Source organism: Streptomyces sp. NPDC014870 (genome assembly GCF_043081505.1).
Lineage (GTDB): Bacteria > Actinomycetota > Actinomycetes > Streptomycetales > Streptomycetaceae > Streptomyces.
Genome location: NZ_JBIBWQ010000010.1, coordinates 251,086 through 270,699 on the forward strand (window position 1 = coordinate 251,086; position 19,614 = coordinate 270,699).

At 72.3% G+C, this 19,614-nt stretch carries 18 protein-coding genes and 1 pseudogene; 14 read left to right on the forward strand and 5 right to left on the reverse strand.

Annotation, left to right across the window (positions count from 1 at the left end):
* Positions 1–119 precede the first annotated feature (119 nt).
* The 9 genes from ACF09C_RS27950 to ACF09C_RS27990 all read left to right on the forward strand — a co-directional run bounded on the left by ACF09C_RS27950 (position 120) and on the right by ACF09C_RS27990 (position 9,532).
* Complete coding sequence (locus ACF09C_RS27950; RefSeq protein WP_392095378.1) at positions 120–1,085, forward strand: NADPH:quinone oxidoreductase family protein; 966 nt, start codon at positions 120–122, stop codon at positions 1,083–1,085.
* Positions 1,085–2,275: an acyl-CoA dehydrogenase family protein gene (locus tag ACF09C_RS27955; protein WP_392095380.1), complete on the forward strand. Its 1,191-nt coding sequence runs from the start codon at positions 1,085–1,087 to the stop codon at positions 2,273–2,275. Before ACF09C_RS27950 ends, ACF09C_RS27955 begins: the two co-directional genes overlap by 1 nt.
* Positions 2,272–3,351 carry an acyl-CoA dehydrogenase family protein gene (locus ACF09C_RS27960; RefSeq protein ID WP_392095382.1) on the forward strand — a complete coding sequence of 360 codons (1,080 nt, stop codon included), beginning with the start codon at positions 2,272–2,274 and terminating at the stop codon, positions 3,349–3,351. The genes ACF09C_RS27955 and ACF09C_RS27960 overlap by 4 nt, the downstream gene beginning before the upstream one ends.
* A gap of 120 nt (positions 3,352–3,471) precedes the next feature.
* Entirely contained in the window at positions 3,472–5,079 is a 1,608-nt protein-coding gene (locus tag ACF09C_RS27965) for an ABC transporter substrate-binding protein (protein WP_392095384.1), read from the forward strand.
* Positions 5,080–5,102: 23 nt separating this feature from the next.
* Positions 5,103–6,068, forward strand: coding sequence for an ABC transporter permease (locus tag ACF09C_RS27970; protein ID WP_392095386.1), 966 nt, complete (start codon positions 5,103–5,105; stop codon positions 6,066–6,068).
* On the forward strand, positions 6,061–6,897 hold the full coding sequence (locus tag ACF09C_RS27975; protein ID WP_392095387.1) for an ABC transporter permease: 837 nt from the start codon (positions 6,061–6,063) through the stop codon (positions 6,895–6,897). Before ACF09C_RS27970 ends, ACF09C_RS27975 begins: the two co-directional genes overlap by 8 nt.
* Before the next feature lie 101 nt (positions 6,898–6,998).
* On the forward strand, positions 6,999–7,919 hold the full coding sequence (locus tag ACF09C_RS27980) for an ABC transporter ATP-binding protein (protein WP_392095569.1): 921 nt from the start codon (positions 6,999–7,001) through the stop codon (positions 7,917–7,919).
* Positions 7,912–8,580: an ABC transporter ATP-binding protein gene (locus ACF09C_RS27985; RefSeq protein ID WP_392095389.1), complete on the forward strand. Its 669-nt coding sequence runs from the start codon at positions 7,912–7,914 to the stop codon at positions 8,578–8,580. The genes ACF09C_RS27980 and ACF09C_RS27985 overlap by 8 nt, the downstream gene beginning before the upstream one ends.
* 58 nt (positions 8,581–8,638) lie before the next feature.
* The gene (locus ACF09C_RS27990) at positions 8,639–9,532 is read left to right on the forward strand and encodes an NAD-dependent protein deacetylase (protein ID WP_392095390.1); all 894 of its coding nucleotides are present in this window, start codon (positions 8,639–8,641) and stop codon (positions 9,530–9,532) included.
* A 15-nt stretch (positions 9,533–9,547) separates the two neighbouring features.
* On the opposite strand, the gene ACF09C_RS27995 is transcribed toward ACF09C_RS27990, so the two are convergent.
* The gene (locus tag ACF09C_RS27995) at positions 9,548–11,104 is read right to left on the reverse strand and encodes an oxidoreductase (RefSeq protein WP_392095392.1); all 1,557 of its coding nucleotides are present in this window, start codon (positions 11,102–11,104) and stop codon (positions 9,548–9,550) included.
* A gap of 138 nt (positions 11,105–11,242) precedes the next feature.
* On the opposite strand from ACF09C_RS27995, the gene ACF09C_RS28000 reads away from it, so the two are divergent.
* The 3 genes from ACF09C_RS28000 to ACF09C_RS28010 all read left to right on the forward strand — a co-directional run bounded on the left by ACF09C_RS28000 (position 11,243) and on the right by ACF09C_RS28010 (position 14,100).
* Entirely contained in the window at positions 11,243–12,094 is an 852-nt protein-coding gene (locus ACF09C_RS28000; RefSeq protein ID WP_392095394.1) for a phosphatidylinositol-specific phospholipase C/glycerophosphodiester phosphodiesterase family protein, read from the forward strand.
* Between the two features lie 113 nt (positions 12,095–12,207).
* Positions 12,208–12,402, forward strand: a complete 195-nt coding sequence (locus tag ACF09C_RS28005) for a hypothetical protein (protein WP_137991798.1) — start codon at positions 12,208–12,210, stop codon at positions 12,400–12,402.
* A 114-nt stretch (positions 12,403–12,516) separates the two neighbouring features.
* A complete protein-coding gene (locus ACF09C_RS28010) occupies positions 12,517–14,100 on the forward strand; it encodes a hypothetical protein (RefSeq protein ID WP_392095396.1) in 1,584 nt (527 codons plus the stop codon).
* 61 nt (positions 14,101–14,161) lie between these two features.
* On the opposite strand, the gene ACF09C_RS28015 is transcribed toward ACF09C_RS28010, so the two are convergent.
* The 3 genes and pseudogenes from ACF09C_RS28015 to ACF09C_RS28025 all read right to left on the reverse strand — a co-directional run bounded on the left by ACF09C_RS28015 (position 14,162) and on the right by ACF09C_RS28025 (position 16,198).
* Positions 14,162–14,962, reverse strand: a complete 801-nt coding sequence (locus ACF09C_RS28015; RefSeq protein ID WP_392095398.1) for a VOC family protein — start codon at positions 14,960–14,962, stop codon at positions 14,162–14,164.
* Between the two features lie 150 nt (positions 14,963–15,112).
* Positions 15,113–15,727: pseudogene (locus tag ACF09C_RS28020) on the reverse strand (phosphodiester glycosidase family protein).
* Between the two features lie 111 nt (positions 15,728–15,838).
* The gene (locus ACF09C_RS28025; RefSeq protein WP_392095400.1) at positions 15,839–16,198 is read right to left on the reverse strand and encodes a DUF779 domain-containing protein; all 360 of its coding nucleotides are present in this window, start codon (positions 16,196–16,198) and stop codon (positions 15,839–15,841) included.
* Between the two features lie 139 nt (positions 16,199–16,337).
* On the opposite strand from ACF09C_RS28025, the gene ACF09C_RS28030 reads away from it, so the two are divergent.
* Together ACF09C_RS28030 and ACF09C_RS28035 are read left to right on the forward strand one after the other, a co-directional pair.
* Complete coding sequence (locus ACF09C_RS28030; protein ID WP_392095401.1) at positions 16,338–17,417, forward strand: dihydrodipicolinate reductase; 1,080 nt, start codon at positions 16,338–16,340, stop codon at positions 17,415–17,417.
* Positions 17,414–17,899, forward strand: coding sequence for a carboxymuconolactone decarboxylase family protein (locus ACF09C_RS28035; protein WP_392095403.1), 486 nt, complete (start codon positions 17,414–17,416; stop codon positions 17,897–17,899). Before ACF09C_RS28030 ends, ACF09C_RS28035 begins: the two co-directional genes overlap by 4 nt.
* Before the next feature lie 29 nt (positions 17,900–17,928).
* On the opposite strand, the gene ACF09C_RS28040 is transcribed toward ACF09C_RS28035, so the two are convergent.
* Positions 17,929–19,506, reverse strand: coding sequence for a GMC oxidoreductase (locus ACF09C_RS28040; protein ID WP_392095404.1), 1,578 nt, complete (start codon positions 19,504–19,506; stop codon positions 17,929–17,931).
* Positions 19,507–19,614: the final 108 nt, after the last annotated feature.

The following is a 19,614-nucleotide window of genomic DNA, read 5'->3' on the forward strand; positions in this document are numbered from 1 at the left end:
GCGGGCGCCCTGGCGCGACCCGGGCAAGAAGTCCGCCGCGCATGGTTCCACCGGGCACAAGCGACCGCTTAGTATGCGACCGACCGCGCAGTACGGACGACGGCTGGTGGAGGACCGCGATGCAGGCATGGCGAGTGCACGAGAACGGCGAGCCGGGCGAGGTGATGCAGCGCGACGAGGTGGAGCCGCCCACGCCCGGTGAGGGGCAGCTGCTGCTCCGGGTGCGCGCCGCCAACGTCAACTTCCCCGACGCCCTGCTCTGCCGGGGCCAGTACCAGGTGCGGCCCCCGCTGCCCTTCACCCCCGGGGTGGAGATCTGCGGCGAGACCGAGGACGGCCGCCGGGTCATCGCCACCCCCGCCCTGCCCCACGGCGGCTTCGCCGACTACGCCCTTGCGGACGCGGCGGCCGTGCTGCCCGCCCCCGATGCCCTCGACGACGCCGAGGCGGCCGCGCTGCACATCGGCTACCAGACCGGCTGGTTCGGTCTGCACCGCCGGGCCGCCCTGAAGGAGGGCGAGACGCTGCTCGTGCACGCCGCCGCGGGCGGCGTCGGCAGCGCCGCCGTCCAGCTCGGCAAGGCGGCCGGCGCCACCGTCATCGGGGTCGTCGGCGGAGCCGACAAGGCCGAGGTGGCCCGGGCGCTCGGCTGCGACGTCGTCGTCGACCGGCGCTCCGAGGACGTCATCGCCGCCGTCAAGGAGGCCACCGGAGGCCGGGGCGCCGACGTGATCTACGACCCCGTCGGCGGTGAGGCATACGCCCAGTCGGCGAAGGTCGTGGCCTTCGAGGGCCGGATCGTCGTGGTCGGCTTCGCGAGCGGCGCGATCCCCTCGCCCGCCCTCAACCACGCCCTGGTGAAGAACTACTCGATCGTCGGCCTCCATTGGGGCCTGTACAACCTCAAGGACCCCGCGGCGATCCTGCGCTGCCACGAGACGCTCACCGAGTACGCCGCCAAGGGCCTGATCAAGCCCCTGGTCAGCGAGCGCGTCCCGTTCGAGGCCGCGGCCGACGCCGTGCAGCGCGTCAGCGAGGGCGTCACCACCGGCCGGCTCGTCGTCATCCCGGAAGGAGCCGCCTGATGGCCACCGCGATCGACGCCGACGAACTGCGCACCCGTACCCGCCGGTTGCTCGCCGAGCACCCGCCCGCCGAGACGGACCGCACCGACTTCCTGCGCGCCCGCTTCGACGCCGGACTCGCCTGGGTCCACTACCCCGAGGGCCTCGGCGGCCTCGACGCCCCGCGCGCCCTGCAGGCCGTCGTGGACACCGAACTCGCCGCCGCCGGCGCCCCCGACAACGACCCGCGCCGGATCGGCATCGGCCTCGGCATGGCCGCACCGACCCTCCTCGCCTACGGCTCCGCCGAGGTCAAGGAGCGCTTCCTCAGGCCGCTCTGGGTGGGGGAGGAGGTCTGGTGCCAGCTCTTCAGCGAGCCCGGCGCGGGCTCCGACCTCGCCGCGCTCGGCACGCGCGCCGTACGGGACGGGGACGGCTGGGTCGTCAACGGCCAGAAGGTGTGGACCTCCAGCGCCCACGTGGCCCGCTGGGCCATCCTCATCGCCCGCACCGACCCCGACCTGCCCAAGCACCAGGGCATCACGTACTTCGTCTGCGACATGACCGACCCCGGCGTCGAGGTGCGGCCGCTGCGTCAGATCACCGGCGAGGCCGAGTTCAACGAGGTCTTCCTGACCGATGTCCGCATCCCCGACGCCCACCGGCTCGGCGCGGTCGGCGACGGCTGGCGGGTCGCCCAGACCACCCTCATGAACGAGCGGGTCTCCATCGGCGGCGCCCGCATCCCCCGCGAGGGCGGCATGATCGGCCCGGTCTCCACGACCTGGCGCGAACGCCCCGAACTGCGCACCCACGACCTCCACCGGCGGCTTCTCGACCTCTGGGTGGACTCCGAGGTCGCCCGTCTCACCGGCGAGCGGCTGCGCCAGCAGCTCGTCGCCGGGCAACCGGGCCCCGAGGGCAGCGCGATGAAGCTCGGCTTCGCCCGGCTCAACCAGGCCATCAGCGGCCTGGAGGTCGAACTCCTCGGCGAGGAGGGGCTGCTGTACGACGACTGGACCATGCGCCGCCCCGAGCTGGTCGACTTCACCGGCCGCGACGCCGGATACCGCTATCTGCGCTCCAAGGGCAACTCGATCGAGGGCGGCACGACCGAGGTCCTGCTCAACATCGTCGCCGAACGCGTCCTCGGCCTGCCCCCCGAGCCCCGCAACGACAAGGACGTCGCCTGGAAGGACCTCGCGCGATGACAAGTGCCCTGCTCTATACCGAGACCGAGGACGACCTGCGGGCGGCCGTCCGCTCCCTGCTCGCCGACCGGGCCGAACCGGGCGTGTTGCTCGGCCGGATCGAGACCGGCGACCCGTACGTCCCGGGCCTCTGGAAGTCCCTCGCGGGCGAGATCGGCGCGGCCGGGCTCCTCGTCCCCGAGGAGCTGGGCGGCCAGGGCGCGAGCCACCGCGAGGCGGCCGTGGTCCTGGAGGAGCTGGGGCGCGCGGTCATCCCGGCGCCGTACCTGACCAGCGCCGTGGTCGCGACCGAGACGCTGCTCGCCCTGGACACCGGCAGCGCCTCGGTCGCCGAGCTGCTGGCCGCTCTCGCCGCGGGGCGCACGGTCGCGGTGCTCGCGCTGCCGCTGTCCTCGGCACCGGGCGCCTGGGCCCCGGCGTCCGGCCCGGTGACCGGCGTCGCCGACGCGGCCGCCGCCGACGTCCTGCTCGTCCCGCGCGCGGACGGTCTGTACGCGGTCCCGGCCGACGAGGCCGGCATCGCCCCGCAGAACCCGCTGGACCTGACCCGTCCGCTCGCGACGGTGACCACGGGCCCGGGCACGGGCACCCGCCTCGCCGACGCGGCGATGTCGACGGCGGCCGTCGAGCGCGGTCTGCTCGCCGGCGCCGGCCTGCTCGCCTCCGAGCAGCTCGGGCTCGCCGAGTGGTGCCTGGAGGAGACCGTCCGGCACACCCGTACCCGCTTCCAGTTCAACCGTCCGGTCGGCTCCTTCCAGGCGCTGAAGCACCGGATGGCGCAGCTCTGGCTGGAGGTCGTGAACGCCCGCGCCGCGGCCCGCGCCGCCGCCGACGCGCTCGCCACCGGCAGCCCCGAGGCGCCACTGACCGTCGCCGTCGCCCAGGCGTACTGCTCGAAGGTCGCCGTCCACGCGGCCGAGGAGTGTGTGCAACTCCACGGCGGCATCGGCATGACCTGGGAGCACCCCGCCCACCTCGCGCTGAAGCGGGCCAAGTCCGACCAGATCGCCCTCGGTTCGGCGGGGCGGCACCAGGACACCATCGCGGCCCTGGTCGACCTCCCGGCGCCGGTCTGACGGCGGCCCGGGTCCCATGAGGCCAAAGTAAGGGTCCCACCGCGCCCGCACCCCTTTACATGCTGTTTAATTGCGAGTTGTTCGCAACAACAGTTGATCTTTAAGAGGGGTGTGGGCACGATGACCGCCCGATCCATACGCGGCACGGCCGCCGTCGCCCTGGCCGGGGCCCTGGCCCTCACCGCGGTGGCCTGTTCGAACCCGGGCGGCTCCGCCGCGGGCTCCGGCGGCGCGAAGTACTCCGCGGTCGTCGGCATCGCCTACGAGCCCGAGACGCTCAGCCCGCTCCTCGGTTACGGCAAGGACGGCAACTCCAAGATCTTCGACGGGCTCCTCGCCTTCGACGAGGACATGAAGCTGAAGCCGGCTCTCGCGGTCGAGCTGCCGCACATCAGCGACGGCGGCCTCACGTACACGTACACCCTCCGCAAGGACGTGGCCTTCAGCGACGGCGCCCGGTTCACGGCGAAGGACGTCGTCTTCACGTACCGGACGATCCTCGACCCCAAGACGAACAACCCCTCCCGCACCGAGCTCGACGCCCTCAAGAGCGTCGAGTCGGTCGGTGACGACACCGTCGTCTTCCGCCTCAAGTACCCCTACGCGCCCTTCGCCGAGCGCACCGTCCTCGGCATCGCCCCCGAGCACGTCGCGGGCAAGCAGGACGTCAACACCGGGGCCTTCACCACGAAGCCGATCGGCACCGGACCGTACGTCCTGACCGGTTGGTCCAAGGGCGAGAAGCTCAGCTTCGAGGCCAACCCCACCTACTGGGACGGCGCGCCCGAGGTGAAGAAGTTCACCATGGCGATCGTCAAGGACGACGACGTCCGCGCCACCCGGCTGCGCTCCGGCGACCTCGACGGCGCCATCCTGCCGCCGAACCTGGCCGCCGGATTCAAGAGCGACAAGGCGAAGAAGACGTACGCCGCCAAGACGTACGACTACCGCACCGTCACGCTCCCCACGCACCACAAGGTCAGCGGCGACGTCGCCGTCCGCCGCGCCCTCGATGTCGCCGTCGACCGGCAGGCCATGGTCGACAAGATCCTCGAAGGCGCCGGCAAGCCCGCCTACGGGCCCGTCCCCACCGACAGTGAGTGGTTCGCCAAGGGCACCGAGCGCCGCCACGACCTCGACGCCGCCAAGAAGATCCTCGACGAGGCCGGCTGGAAGCCCGGCGCCGACGGGGTCCGCGTCAAGGACGGCGTACGGGCCGAGTTCCCGCTCTGGTACCTCTCCGGCGACAAGCTCCGCCAGGACCACGCCCTCGCCTACGCCTCCGACGCCAAGAAGGCCGGCATCGACATCAAGACCCAGGCCGGCACCTGGGAGGTCATCGAGCCCCGGATGAAGACCGACGCGGTCCTCGCAGGCGGCGGCTCGCCCGGCGACCCCGACTTCGACCAGTACCTGCTGCTCACCTCCAGCCTCGGCGGCGACGGCTTCAACAACATGGCCTGGTACGACAACAAGACCGTCGACAAGGCCCTGGTCGACGGCCGGACGACGAACGACCCGGTCAAGCGCCGCGCCGCGTACGACACCGTCCAGCGCGAACTGGTCAAGAACCCCGGCTACACCTTCCTCACCCACATCGACCACCTCTACGTGGTGAACGACAACTGGGCCGGCCTGTCCACCCAGACCGAGCCGCACGACCACGGCCTCGCGTCCGGCCCCTGGTGGAACGTCGAGACCTGGAAGCCCAAGGGCGCCGCGAAGTGAGCCGACGCCTCCCCTGGGGGGCCATGGCCCGGATGACGGGACGGCGGGCCCTGTTCGCCGTCCCCGTCCTCCTCGGCGTCACCTTCGCGGTCTTCGCCGTCGCCGAAGCCTCCCCCTTCGACCCCGTGAAGGCCTACGCGGGCACCGCCGGGCTCACCTCCTCACAGGAGAACCTCGACCAGCTCCGCGCCAACCTCGGCGTCGACCAGCCGCTCACCACCCGCTGGTGGGAGTGGCTCACCTCGGCGCTCCACGGCGACCTCGGCGACTCCAGCGTCATGCGCCAGCCCGTCGCCGACGTCATCGCCGAACGGATCGGCTGGTCGGCGCTGCTCGCCACCACCGCCTTCCTCGTCGCCATCGCGCTGGGCACCGGCCTCGGCGTCCTCGCCGGGCGGCGCAGGGGCGGCCTGCTCGACCGGACCGTCAGCTCCGCCGCGTACACCCTGGAAGCCGCCCCCGCCTTCTGGCTCGGACTGCTCGCCATCTGGTTCTTCGCCCTCCAGCTCGGCGCCCTTCCGGCCGGCGGACTCACCGACACCGCCAGCGACACGGTCACCTTCGACCAGGTCGCCACCCACCTCGTGCTGCCCGCCCTCGTCCTCGGCGTCTCCCAGCTGCCCTGGTTCTTCCTGTACGTCCGCCAGGGCGTCGGCGACGCCCTCGAAGAGGACCCCGTGCGCGGGGCACGCGCGCGTGGACTGCGCGACCGGACCGTGCTGCTCGGCCACGCCCTGCGTTCGGGCATGCTCCCGATGCTCACCCTCGTCGGCTCCCGCGTCCCCGAACTCATCACCGGGGCGCTGCTCGTGGAGACCGTCTTCAGCTGGCCCGGCATCGCCGCCGCGACCGTCCAGGCCGCCACCTCCGTGGACTTCCCGCTGCTCGCCGCGCTCACCGTGCTCGCGACCGCCGCCGTCCTCCTCGGGAACCTCCTCTCCGACCTGCTGTACGGGCTCGCCGACCCGAGGGTGGGCTTCGATGGCTGACCCCCGCACCCGGCGCCTGCGCCTGTGGTCCTCGGCCGTGATCACCGGCGCCGTCCTCCTGGCCGTCCTCCTCGTCCCGCCGATCGTGCAACTCGACGAACAGGCCGTCGACCTCTCCCTGAAGCTGCTGCCGCCGTCCTGGGAGCACCCCTTCGGCACCGACGACGTCGGCCGCGACCTGCTCCTGCGGTGCGTCTACGGGCTGCGGATCTCGCTGCTGGTCGGCCTGGCCGCCGCGCTCGTCGCGACCGTCATCGGCACCGCCGTCGGCGCGGCCGCCGCCTCCCTGGGCGGCTGGACCGACCGGGTCGTCATGCGGCTCGTCGACGCCTTCGCCTCCGTACCGCACCTGCTGCTCGGCATCTTCATCGTCGCCATGTTCCGCCCGGGCGTCTGGCCGGTCGTCGTCTCCGTCGCCCTGACCCACTGGCTGTCGACGGCCCGGATCGTCCGCTCCGAGGTCCTCTCGCTGCGCTCCCGCCCCTTCGTGGACGCGGCGATCTCCGGCGGTGCCTCGCGGTGGCGGGTGACCGTGGCCCATCTGCTGCCCGCCGTCCTGCCGCAGGCCGGACTCGCCGCGGTCCTGATGGTGCCGCACGCCATGTGGCACGAGTCCGCGCTCTCCTTCCTCGGCCTCGGCCTGCCCAGCCACCAGGCCAGCCTCGGCAACCTGGTGCAGTCCGCCCGCTCCTCGCTCCTCGCCGGCGACTGGTGGCCGACGCTCTTCCCCGGACTGCTCCTCATCGTGCCGACCCTGGCCATCGCCGGGCTCGCCGGCGCGTGGCGGGACCGGCTCAACCCCCGCCGCCGATCGGAGCTGATGCTGTGACCGCCCCGGACTCGCGGGTCGTACGCGCCCTGGAGGCGGTGACCGCCGAGAGGGCCGATGGCGCCGTCCTCAGCGTGCGCGGGCTCTCCGTCCGCTTCCGGATGCGCGGCGGACGCCAGGTCGCCGCCGTCACCGACGCCGACTTCGACCTGGCTGCGGGGGAGTGCCTGGCCCTCGTCGGCGAGAGCGGCTGCGGCAAGTCCGTCCTCGCCTCCGCGCTCCTCGGCCTCCTGCCGGGCAACGCCGAGACCTCCGGCAGCGCGCTGCTCGACGGCGTCGACCTGCTCGCCGCCGACGAGAAGACCCTGGCCCGTACGGTTCGAGGACGGCGCGTCGGTCTCGTACCGCAGAGCCCCGCCGCCCACCTCACGCCCGTGCGGACCGTCCGCGCCCAGCTGGAGGAGACCGTCCGCGAGCTGACCGGCACCGCGCGGCGGGACCGGCGCGCGGCCGCCGAGAAGGCGGCGGAACGGGCCGCGTTCCCGGTCGGCCACCTCGACCGGTACCCGCACGAACTCTCCGGCGGCCTCGCCCAGCGCGCGGCCACCGCGCTCGCCCTGATCGGCGACGCCCCGCTCCTGCTCGCCGACGAGCCGACCACCGGCCTCGACCGCGACCTGGTCGACCGGACCGTCGACGAGCTGCGCCGCCACGCCGACGAGGGCCGGGCGCTGTTGCTCATCACCCACGACCTGGCGGCCGCGGAGCGGATCGCCGACCGGGTCGCCGTGATGTACGCGGGCCGGATCGTCGAGTCGACCCCCGCGCACCGCTTCTTCGGCGAGCCCGGCCCGAGCCACCCCTACGCACGTGGCCTCCTCAACGCCCTGCCCGACCGCGCGTTCACCCCGATCCCCGGCATGCCCCCGGAGCTGACGGCCCTGCCGCCCGGCTGCGCCTTCGCGCCCCGCTGCCCCCGGGCGACGGAGGCGTGTGCCACCCAGCCGCCCTTGCTCGCGGGCGTGGCCTGTCACCACCCGGAGGCCCGGCCGACCGACGCACCCGGAGTGCCCCGTGCTTGAACTCGACTCCATCACCGCCGGCTACGACCGCCGCACCCCGGTCGTCCGGGGCGCCTCGCTGACGGTCGCCCCCGGCGAGTCGGTGGGCCTCCTCGGCCCGAGCGGCTGCGGCAAGTCCACGCTCGCCCGGGTCGCCGCGCTGCTCCACCGCCCGGAGGCGGGTCGCGTCCGCGTCGACGGCGAGTCCGTACGGGGCTGGCGCCACCGGGCACCGCGGTCGCTGCGCACGGCGGTGGGCGTGGTGTTCCAACAGCCCCGGATGTCCGCCGACCCACGGCTGCCGCTGCGCGACCTCATCGCCGAACCCCTGCGCGCCACCGGCCGCCGCGCGGAGGTCGGGGCCCGCCTCGCCGAGCTCGCCCCGACGGTCGGCCTCACCGAGGACCTGCTGGCCCGTCGCCCGCACGAGGTCAGCGACGGACAGCTGCAACGCGCCTGTCTGGCACGGGCGTTGGTGCTCCGCCCGCGCTGGCTCATCTGCGACGAGATGACCGCCATGCTCGACGCCTCGACGACGGCGGCGCTGGTCGCGGCGGTGGAGACCTACCGCACGGAGACCGGCGCGGGCCTCCTCGCCGTCGCCCACGACCGCGTCCTGCTGACCCGCTGGTGCGACCGCACGGTCGAGTGGTCGGACTGCGTGGCGGCAGAGAAGCCCTAGGCCCCCGGGGCGGACCGGCCGTGCCCGCGATCGGCCCGTCCTTTCGTACGCTTGCCCTATGCGCATGCGGCCCACCCTGAGCTGGACACCGAACGAGGACCTGCCGCCGGGGACGACGGACCTGGAGCCCGTCGTCGACCTGGTGCGGGCGGGGCGTGTGCTGGTGCTCACCGGAGCCGGGATCTCGACCGAGTCGGGGATTCCGGACTACCGGGGAGAGGGCGGGAGCCTGAGCCGGCACACGCCGATGACCTACCAGGACTTCACCGCGGGCGCGCGGGCGCGACGGCGGTACTGGGCCCGCAGCCACCTCGGCCGGCGCACGTTCGCGCGGGCGCGGCCGAACGACGGACACCGGGCGGTGGCCGCCTTCGCGCGCGAGGGAGCACTGGCCGGGGTGATCACCCAGAACGTCGACGGGCTGCATCAGGCCGCCGGCAGCGACGGCGTCGTGGAGCTGCACGGCAGTCTCGACCGGGTGGTCTGCCTCGACTGCGGCGATGTCAGCGCGCGCCGTGAGCTGGCCCGGCGCCTCGAAGAGGCCAACCCGGGATTCGACCCGGTTCCCGCCGCGATCAACCCGGACGGCGACGCCGACCTCACCGACGAGCAGGTCGCGGGGTTCCACGTGGTGCCGTGCGTGGTGTGCGGCGGGGTGCTCAAGCCGGACGTCGTCTTCTTCGGCGAGACCGTCCCGGTGACGCGGGTGGAGCACTGCCGGGAGCTGGTGCGCGGGGCCGCGTCGGTACTGGTCCTCGGGTCGTCGCTGACGGTGATGTCGGGCCTCCGGTTCGTCCGGCAGGCCGCGGGCGCCGGTACGCCCGTGGTGATCGTCAACCGGGATCCGACGCGCGGCGACACGCTGGCCGCCGCCCGGGTCGCGCTGCCGCTCGGAGCGGCGCTCTCCGCCGTCGCGGAGCGCCTGGACATCGACCTCGGCCGACCGGCGTGACCCGTCGCGCCACCGTCAGTTCTTCTGGAGCGTCCGGGTCATGCCCGCGATGAAGGTCGTCGTCAGGACCCAGCCGCAGCCGATCAGCAGATAGGCCAGCCACTGGAGGCTGTCCTGCGTCCAGTACCACGCGGTGCGCTGGCCGAGACCGCCGATGGGGATCAGGAGATCGAGGGTGTAGACGAGCGGCTGGAACGGACCGCCCTCGCCCGGCTTCATCGGCGACGGTGTGTGCGCGTCGAAGGCCAGCGTGCCGAGGAGGGTCAGGACGACCAGCCAGAGGCCGGCCAGCCAGGGGCGGTAGCCGTAGCCGACCGTCAGGTCGAGCAGAAGTCCCCAGGCGCGGTTGGCCGGGGGCAGCGTGCGGCGCCGGTGGCGCTGCTTGGCCAGGAGCACCCGACGGGCGTCGTCGTCATGGCCGATGCTCCGGTACCAGCTCGCCAACTGCTCGTACGGCTGTGGGCTGTAGCCCGAGCTGCGCCGGATCCACTCCACCCGATCGGCCACGGGCTCGCGCCGCACCGCGGCCTCCCGCCGTTCTCCCGCCTCGTCCACCTTGATCGTGCCGTAGACGAATCCGTCCAGCTCCACGACGTCCGGCCAGCTCTGCCGGCTGTCGTGGAGGTAGGACACCCGCGCTCCGCGCAGGTCCACGGCGCCGGCCGGCGGCCGGGCGAGCGTGAAGTCGAAGTCGACCGCCTGCAGCAGCATGCCGAGCAGCGCCGGGCCGTCGCCGTCGGGCGCCCCGTTGAGGACGGCCCCCTCGAACGACAGGCTGTCCGAGATCTGGGCGCCGCGCAGCCGCACGGTCCCGTTCGCGGTGAACCCTCCGGAGAAGTTGAGCGAGGAGGCCACCACGTTGTCCACGGCGAGGGCCACCCCGTCGGGACCCGGGCTCTCCAGGCGCGCGCCCCGCATGAAAAGACCGCCCGGCAGTTGCGCCCCCCTCATCCGGACGCCGCCGTGGGCGACGAATCCGTCCCGGAAGAACACCCCGCCTTCGGACACCATCCCGCCCGCGGACACCGCCCACCCGCCGGGCGCGGTGATCTCGGCCCCGCTGAGGAGCACTTCGCCGGCCACATGGGCGTGGATGAGCAGGACGACGGTCACCTTGCCGTGGAACTGCGAGACGGGACCACGGTCCATGACGCACCGGCGCAGATCGAGGCGCCCCTCGACGCGGGACGACCCGGCGTTCAGGCCGGGCAACCGGCTGCCGATGACCGAGAGCGTCTGGGTGGACGCGGCGAACAGGTCCACGCTCTCCTCGAACCAGCACTCCTCCAGCCAGAGGGAGTGGCCGATCTGCGCGCCGGACAGGTTGAGGGGGCCGGTGATGCGCGCCCCCGCGAGCCGCAGTGACGCGACCACGCCCGACGGCGTGGTGTTCGCGCCCAGGAGCAGCGCGGCGATCACCACGGCCCGCACCGTGCGTTCCGCGCCCCACCGCCCGCCACCGCGCACGTCGTCGGCCTCGGGTGTTCCCGTACGCAGGTCCAGGCGGCGGCCGTCCGGGAAGGCGTCCCAGAGAGCGCGTTCCGGTGGCGTCAACTCATCGTAGGAAACCACCTTTCGAGGGTAAGGCGAACCATCGGCGGACGGACGGCGTCCGGTCGACCAACTCCTCTACGGATCAGGCAAGTTGGTGCTCTGTAGCGGCCATACTCGGTCGGGTCCGTGCCCACCCGTACCCCTTGGAGGCTCCCCATGGCGCCCCTGTCCCGGCGTACCGCCGTCGCCGCCCTCGCTGCCGGAGCCGCCGGGGCCGCCGGCCTCGCGCTGCCCGGTACCGCCGTCGCCGCCCAGCGCGTCAGGCCCCTGCCGCAGGCGCACGCGCACAACGACTACCTGCACCCGCGCCCCCTGCGCGACGCCCTCGCCCACGGGTTCACCAGCGTCGAGGCCGACATCTTCCTCGTCGACGGGGAGTTGCTCGTCGCGCACGAGCCCGCCGAGCTCGACCCGAGCCGGACCCTCCGCTCGCTCTACCTCGACCCGCTGTTCGCCCGCGTGCGCGCCAACCACGGTGCCGTGCACCCGGGTTACCGCCATCCGGTGCAGCTGCTCATCGACATCAAGACCGACGGCGTCGCCGCGTACCAGGAGCTGCACCGCCAACTCCGGCCCTACCGACGCATGCTGTCGACCTACGCCGCCGGTCACGTCCGGCTCGGGGCCGTGACCCCGGTCGTCTCCGGGGACCGCGCCGCCCGTGCCCCGATGGAGGCGCAGGCCTTCCGCCACGCCTTCTACGACGGCCGGCTCGACGACCTCGCCGCCGCGGCCCCCGCGCCCGCCTCCTTCATCCCGCTCATCAGCTCCAACTGGACCCACTCCTTCGGCTGGACCGGCACAGGGGCCTTCCCGGCCGAGGAACGCGACCGGCTCCGCTCGATCGTCAGGACCGCCCACGCACGCGGCCAGCGGGTCCGTTTCTGGGCCACCCCCGACGCGCCCGGACCCGCCCGCGACGCCGTCTGGAGCGAACTGCGCGCCGCCCGGGTCGACCACATCAACACCGACGACCTCGCCGGGCTCCGCGCCTTCCTGAACCGCTGACACGGAATCCCACCCGTTCGGCCGACACGCCGTTCGGCCGGACGGCGCTCCCGCTGGGCCACACTGGCCGCCGAACGCCGCGATTCCGGCGCGGCGCAAGGAGGGTGTGGGCGATGGCCGTGTCCGTTTCTGTCGTACTTCTCTTGCTCGTGCTTGCGGTGATCTTCCTCCGCAGCGGTGGCCTCAAGTTCTCCCACGCGCTGGTCTGCGCCCTGCTCGGCTTCTTCCTCGCGGGCACGAGCATGGCGCCGACCATCCAGAACGGGGTGGCCGCCACCGCCAACGTGGTCAGCAGCCTCAAGCCGTAACGTTTCGTGTGCGTCAACTGCCCATGAAACCAACGGCAGTTCCATGTACATCTCACGCACTCGGGCCTAACGTCGGCCGCCGGCGCGACCGACGTACGCACCCGAGGAGCCGTATTGACCACCCCCGCCGGGCGAGCCCGTGTGCTCGCCCTGATCGCCGTGGCGAGCACACTCGCCCTCGCGTTCGCGACCCCCGCCGCCCTCGCCGACGACATACCGCGAGCCCCAGGACACCGGCTCGTCGACGCCTACGAGGGAGCTCCCGCGCCCGCCCGGCCCGTGCCGGGCGACGCGCCCGACCAGCATCCCCACCTCGCGCCGAACGGGCGCAGCGGGATGCACGCCGACGGCGCCGGCAGCGGCACCCACCCCTTCTCCGGGCCGCTCGGGCGCGACCCCAAGGTCTCCAGCGAGAAGATGGCCGCCGTCGGCGGCGAGTGCGCCACCGCCACCTTCGACGCGGGCGGCCGGCTCGTCACCGTCTGCGGAACGTTCTCGGGGTTCCTGCTCAAACTGCTCGACCCGCGCACCCTGGAGACCCTCGCCGAGTACAAGCTGCCGCAGCGCTCGTCGACCGTCGAGGCCATCACCCGGCTCGACTTCGAGAAGATCTTCAAGGACACCTCCGGCGGCGCCTACTTCTACCTCGACCATCAGGACCGGGTCGTCCTCGCCGACTCCCGCCAGCACGTCCTGCGCATCGCACACCGTCAGAAGCAGGACGGGGGATGGGAGTTCGTCGTCGAGAACGACTGGGACCTCACCCCGCTCGTCCCGCACGACTGCGTGAGCTGGACCAACCTCTTCCCGAGCGGTGTCTGCGACCCCATCACCTCCGTCATGCCGGACTACGACGGCAGGGTGTGGTGGGTGACGCGGCTCGGCCGGGTCGGCACGATCGACCCCGCCACCGGCACGCTCCGCTCGGTCCGGCTGGAAGGCGAGGAGATCCAGAACTCCTTCTCCGTCGCGCGGGACGGCGTCTCCATCGTCTCCGACCACGCGCTCTACAGCTTCCGCGCCGACCCCGACGGCACCCCGCGCGTCCAGTGGCGGCAGACCTACGACCGGGGGACCGGCACCAAACCCGGTTCCGTGAACCAGGGTTCGGGCACGACCCCCGACCTCTTCGGCACCGGTGACGCCTACGTCGCGATCACCGACAACGCCGACGACCGGATGAACGTCCTCGTCTACCGGCGAGGCGTGGACGTCCCCGACGCCGAACGCCTGGTCTGCAAGGTGCCGGTCTTCCGCTCCGGCGCCTCCACCACCGACAACTCCCTGATCAGCTGGGGCAACAGCCTCGTCGTCGAGAACAACTACGGCTACGAGAACCCCACGACACTCACCTTCGGCCGCAGCGTGGTCGGCGGCGCCACCCGGATCGACGTACGGCCCGACGGCAGCGGCTGCGACACCGTCTGGGAGAGCGACGTCCGCTCGCCCTCCACCGTCCCCAAGCTCTCCACCGCCAACGGACTGCTCTACTTCTACGAGAAGCAGCCCAACCCGCTCGGCGTGGACGCCTGGTACCTCACGGCCGTCGACTTCCGCACCGGACAGCGCGCCTGGAGCCGGCTCACCGGTACCGGCCCCGCCTACGACAACAACTGGGCCCCGATCACCCTCGGGCCCGACGGCACCGCGTACGTCGGCGTCTTCAACGGGATCGTCGCCGTCCGCGACAGCGGCTGACGGAGCGGTGAGATGACGGTGCCCGGGGCCGCGCAGCCCCGGGCACCCTCGCGCGTAACCCTCACTTCATCTCGGGCATCTCGCCCACGGTGGTCTTCGTGTCGATCACCGCGAACGCCGCGCCCTGCGGGTCCACGATCGCCGCGAACCGACCGAAGGGGCTGTCCATCGGCCCGAAGACCTTCTGCCCGCCGAGGCTGAGGGCCTTGTCGACCGCCTGGTCGCAGTTGTCGACGACGAAATAGACCTGGATGTACGAGGGGATCTCGGCCGGGAAGTCGTCCGGCGACATCTTCATCCGCCCCAGGACCGGCATCTCGCCGCCCAGGTCGAAGACCTTGAAGTCCATGGTCTCGTCGACCATCTTCTGGGCGTTGTAGCCGAACACCGCGGTGAAGAAGGCGTCGGACTTGTCGGGCTCCCGGGTGAAGACCTCGGCCCAGGTGTAGGAGCCGGGCTCCCCCTCCAGCTCGAACCCCTTGTGCGTACCGGGCTGCCAGACGCCGAACGTGACCCCGGCCGGGTCCTGGGCCAGGCACATGGAGCCGAAGTCGCCCACGGCCATCGGCTCCATCAGGACGTTGCCGCCACTGCTCTTGATCCTCTCGGCCGTGGCGGCGGCATCGGGCGAGGCGAAGTACAGACACCAGGCCGACTGCGGGGAGCCGTCCTGGCCGGGCATGGGCGGGACGACGGCCGCCACCGCCTTGCCGTCGCGGTACGCCTGCGTGTAGTTGCCGAATTCCGAGGAGGCTTCACCGAAGGTCCAGCCCAGCACGTCGCCGTAGAAGGTCTTGGCGCCTTCGACGTCGGTGAACATCGCGTCGGTCCAGACCGGGGTGCCTTCAGGTCGTGCGGCCATGACGGATCTCTCTCTTCCGATCGATGGGTGGTGCGAAACGGTGTCGATGAGGTTGTCGCACCCCACGCTAGCCAGCGCCCGCGCGCTCCGCGCGGTGACTGGCCGTGACGGAGCGGGTCCGGCCCGTGCCCATGGGCGGGCGGTGGGGCGTCAGCGACGCGCGAAGACGCCGATGCCGTTCGGTACGGGACGCTCGGTGCCCCTGCGGGGTGGTTGCGCACGGTGACGGACGGAGCGTCCGGCTCGCGGGTGACGAGTGTCGAGGAGCCGCCGCCGTCGAGGCTGAAGCCGTCGGCGGCGCCCACCTGGTCCCGGTGGCGTACGCCGACCCGGTCGCCCACCTCCAGGGCCCGCAGTCGCCGTGGGCCGTCCTCCCGGCCCACCAGGACCTCGGAGCCCGGCGCGATCGGCCCCCGCCCGGGCGTGTCGGCCACGTCGACGACACGGCCGTCGCGCACCGTCACCTCCACGGGTGTCGATGCCCGGCGGCAGCACGGGCCCGAACCGCTGACCGGTGGGAACGGCCGACTTCAGTGCGCGCCGGCCGGCGACGTCGGGGCCGACCGACGCGCCGGTCGCCTCGACACCCGGGTGCTGGGTCTCGGTGATGCCCCGCAGATCCACCGAGACCAGATGGACCCGGGCCGGACCGCCGACGCCGGTCACATCGACCGTGCGGTACGCGACGCCCCGGGCGACCTCGGTCCGGACGGCGTCGGCCGTGCCCGGGGTGGCCGCCGCGAGGAGGGCGCACCATGCCGGCAGGACGATCGCCGGCACGCGGGGACGCGCAACCCAAACGATCGCTCCCCTGACACGCTGTCAATCCGCTGGGTGTGCGGAGAAGTTCGGCGGACGCGCATGGCCGTGACGGGATCAGCAGCCGACCAGTCGGGATCGGATGAGGAAACGGACGCCTTCCGGGGCCTCCAGGGAGAAGCCGCTGCCGCGCCCCGGGACGACATCGACGATGAGCCGGGTGTGGCTCCACACCTCGAACTGCGCCTTCGACATCCAGAAGGCGATCGGCTCCGCGACGCCCTCGACCTCCAGGGAGGCGAGCAGTACGTCGGACGCCCCGGTGCGGAACTCGCCCGCGGGGTAGCACATCGGGGCGCTGCCGTCGCAGCAGCCGCCCGACTGGTGGAACATCAGAGGGCCGTGCGCCTCCCGCAGGCCGCGCAGCAGCTCGGCCGCCACGGGCGTCAACTCCACACGTGCGCCGGGCTGATCCATCTCCCGCTCCCTTCGCGACGCTCTCGAAGCGTCCAGGGAACACGGCCGGAGGTTGCGTCCGGGTTGCAGCCGTCGAATCCGGCCGCCGAAGTCGTTCCCGGCTCTAGGAACTGACGGTGCGTCAGGTTACCCTCCCCGCATGATTCCGACCGTTGTCTGGGGTACCGGAAATGTCGGCCGCGCGGCCATCAGGGCCGTCGACGCCCACCCGGGGCTCGCCCTCGCCGCCGTCCTCGTCCACGACCCCGCCAAGGTCGGCCGTGACGCGGGCGCCCTCGCCGGACTCGACCACTCCCTCGGGGTGGCGGCGACCGGCGACATCGACGCCGTGCTCGCCGCCCGCCCCCGCGCGGTGGTGTACGCCGCCTCCGGGGACATCCGGCCCGACGAGGCCCTCGCCGACGTCGTCCGGGCCGTCGGCGGCGGCGCCGTCGTCGTCACCCCCGCGCTCTACCCCCTCTACGACCAGCGCGGCGCCCCGCCCGAGTTCCGCGACCCGGTGCTCGCCGCCGTCGCCGAGGGCGGCGGCTCGCTCTTCGTCTCGGGTGTCGACCCGGGCTGGGGCAACGACGTGCTGCCGCTGCTGATCAGTGGCCTCGGCTCCACCGTCGACGTCGTCCGCTGCCAGGAGATCTTCGACTACTCGACGTACGAGCAGGAGGAGTCGGTCCGCCATCTCATCGGCATGGGGCATCCCATGGAGTACGAACCGCTGATGCTCGCCGAGTCCATACCCACCATGGTGTGGGGCGGCCAGGTCCGGCTGATGGCCCGGGCCCTCGGCGTCGAACTCGACGAGATCCGCGAGACCATGGCGCGGCGCGCCCTCGACACCACCGTGACCACTCGCACGATGGGCGTCTTCGAGGCCGGCACCCAGGGCGCCGTACGGTTCGAGGTGCAGGGCATCGTCGGCGGCGAACCCCGCATCGTCATCGAGCACGTCACCCGGATCCACCCCTCCTGCGCCCCCGACTGGCCCACCCCGCCCGACGGCGTGGGCGCCCACCGGGTGGTCATCGAGGGCCGCCCGCGCATCGAGGTCACGGTCGAGGCCACCGACGAGGACGCGAACCGTTCCGCGGGCGGGAACGCCACGGCCGTCGGCCGGCTGGTGAACGCGATCGACTGGCTCGTGGACGCCGAGCCCGGCCTCTACGACGCGCTCGACGTCCCGCTGCGCCCCGCAGTGGGCAGACTGGGAAGGAAGCGACCATGAGGATCGACGTCCCCGAGGGCAAACACCCGATCGAGTACGTATGGGGCGAGATCGTCCCCGAGATCGGCACGGCCGCCGCGCACTTCTCGCTCTCCGTCTACGCCCACACGACCCTGGGCCTGCGCGAGTTCGAGGCCGCCCGGCTGCGCGTCGCGCAGATCAACGGCTGTCTGTTCTGCCTCGACTGGCGGACCGACCGGGACGGGGAGAAGGTCGAGGAGTCGTTCGCGGACGCCGTCACCCAGTGGCGTACCACCGATGCCTTCGACGACCGGACGCGGCTGGCCGCGGAGTACGCCGAGCGGTACGCCCTGGATCACCACGGTCTCGACGAGGACGAGGACTTCTGGACTCGTATGACCGCGCAGTACAGCCAGCCCGAGATCGTGGAGCTGACGATGAGCATCGGTTCCTGGTTGTCGTTCGGGCGGCTCAACCGGGTCCTCGGACTCGACGCGGCCTGCGTGCTGCCGACGTCCTGAGCGCGTGACCCCCTTGCGCCGAGACCGACTCAGAGGTCGGTGGCGATGATCTTCTCGATGTTGCGTTCGGCGAGCGCGGTGATCGTGACGAACGGGTTGACGCTGGTGTTGCCCGGGATCAGCGCGCCGTCGATCACATAGAGGCCCGGATGTCCGTGCAGGCGACCGTAGTTGTCGGTGGCCCGGCCGAGCACCGCGCCGCCGAGCGGGTGGTACGTGAGATGGTCGCCCCAGATCTTGTACGCGCCGAACAGGTCGGTGCGGTAGATCGTCCCCTCCTTCGCGTTGATCTTGTCGAAGATGGTCTTGGCGGCGTTGATCGACGGCTGTTTCCAGGCCGTCTGCCAGTTCAGCTCGACCCGGCCCGCCGCGGGGTTCCAGGAGAACTCGGCGCGGTTCGGGTTCTTCGTGATGGACAGGTAGAACGAGGCGTACGTCTCGATGCCGGTGGGCAGCGGCGCCACCTCGGCGAACGCGCCGCCCGCCGCCCAGTTGTCGATGCCGGCGGTGGGCATGGACGACTGGAGCTTGCCGGTCGCGTCCCACATGTGGTTGGCCCGGCCGCACATGACGTTGCCGTTGTCGCCCCAGCCCTTGCCGATCTCGCCGTTGAGGCCCGGCAGCGCACCGGTGGCCCGCAGCTTGGTCAGCAGCTTGCTGGTGCCGACGCTGCCGCACGCGAAGAAGACGCGGTCCGCGACGACGGTCTCGGTGGACGTGGCGTTCCCGCCGGTGTCCAGACGCTCGATGTCGACGGTGTAGCCGCCACCGGACGCGGGAGTCACGGACGTGACCCGGTGCAGCGGTGAGATGGTGACCCGCCCGGTGGCCCGGGCCTGCGCCAGATAGGTCTTCTGGAGCGACTTCTTGCCGTGGTTGTTGCCGTACAGGACCTCGCCCGCGAGCGCCGACCTGGGGACCGCGCCCGCCGCCTCCTGCTTCATGTACTCCCAGTCGTAGACGTTGGGCACGAAGACGAACGGGAACCCCGAGCGCTCGGCGTGCTTACGACCGACCCGGGCGTACTGGTAGCAGGCCGCGCTCTCCCACCAGGACACGTCGACCTGGTTGACGCCGAGCCCGGCGTTGGCGCGCGGGTAGTAGACGTCGTACATCTCGGCGGCGTCGACGGTCGGGAGGATCGCGGCGAAGTTCTCCCGGCGCGGGGTGACCGCCATGCCGCCGTTGACCAGGGAGCCGCCGCCGACCCCCCGGCCCTGGTAGACGGTGATGCCGGCGAACTCCTCGGCGTCCAGGATCCCGGTGTGGCGCGGGACGTCCTTGTCGAGCGGGAAGCCCAGGAACTGGCTGAGTGGCTGCTTCGTGCGGGTGCGCAGCCAGAAGGACCGGTAGTCCGGGGTGGTGGTGTTGGCGAAGATCTTTCCGTCGGCTCCGGGGGTGTCCCAGGCCATGCCCATCTCGACCATGCGCACGTCGACGCCCGCCTGGGCCAGCCGCAGCGCGGCGACGGAGCCGCCGTAACCGGTACCGATCACCAGGGCGGGGATCCGGGACTGGGTGGCCGAGGCGTAGGCGTGGGCGGGGAGTGTCAGAGCGGAGAGAATAGAACCTGTTCCCGTGATGAATCCACGGCGTGTAACAGCCATGAGGAGTCCTCACTGTCGGTGGAATGGGAACGAGTTCTACTGCCGCCCGCATGGGAAGTCACGGCATACCTATGGGTAACTTTTGGCTGGATCGCTCAAGAATGTTCG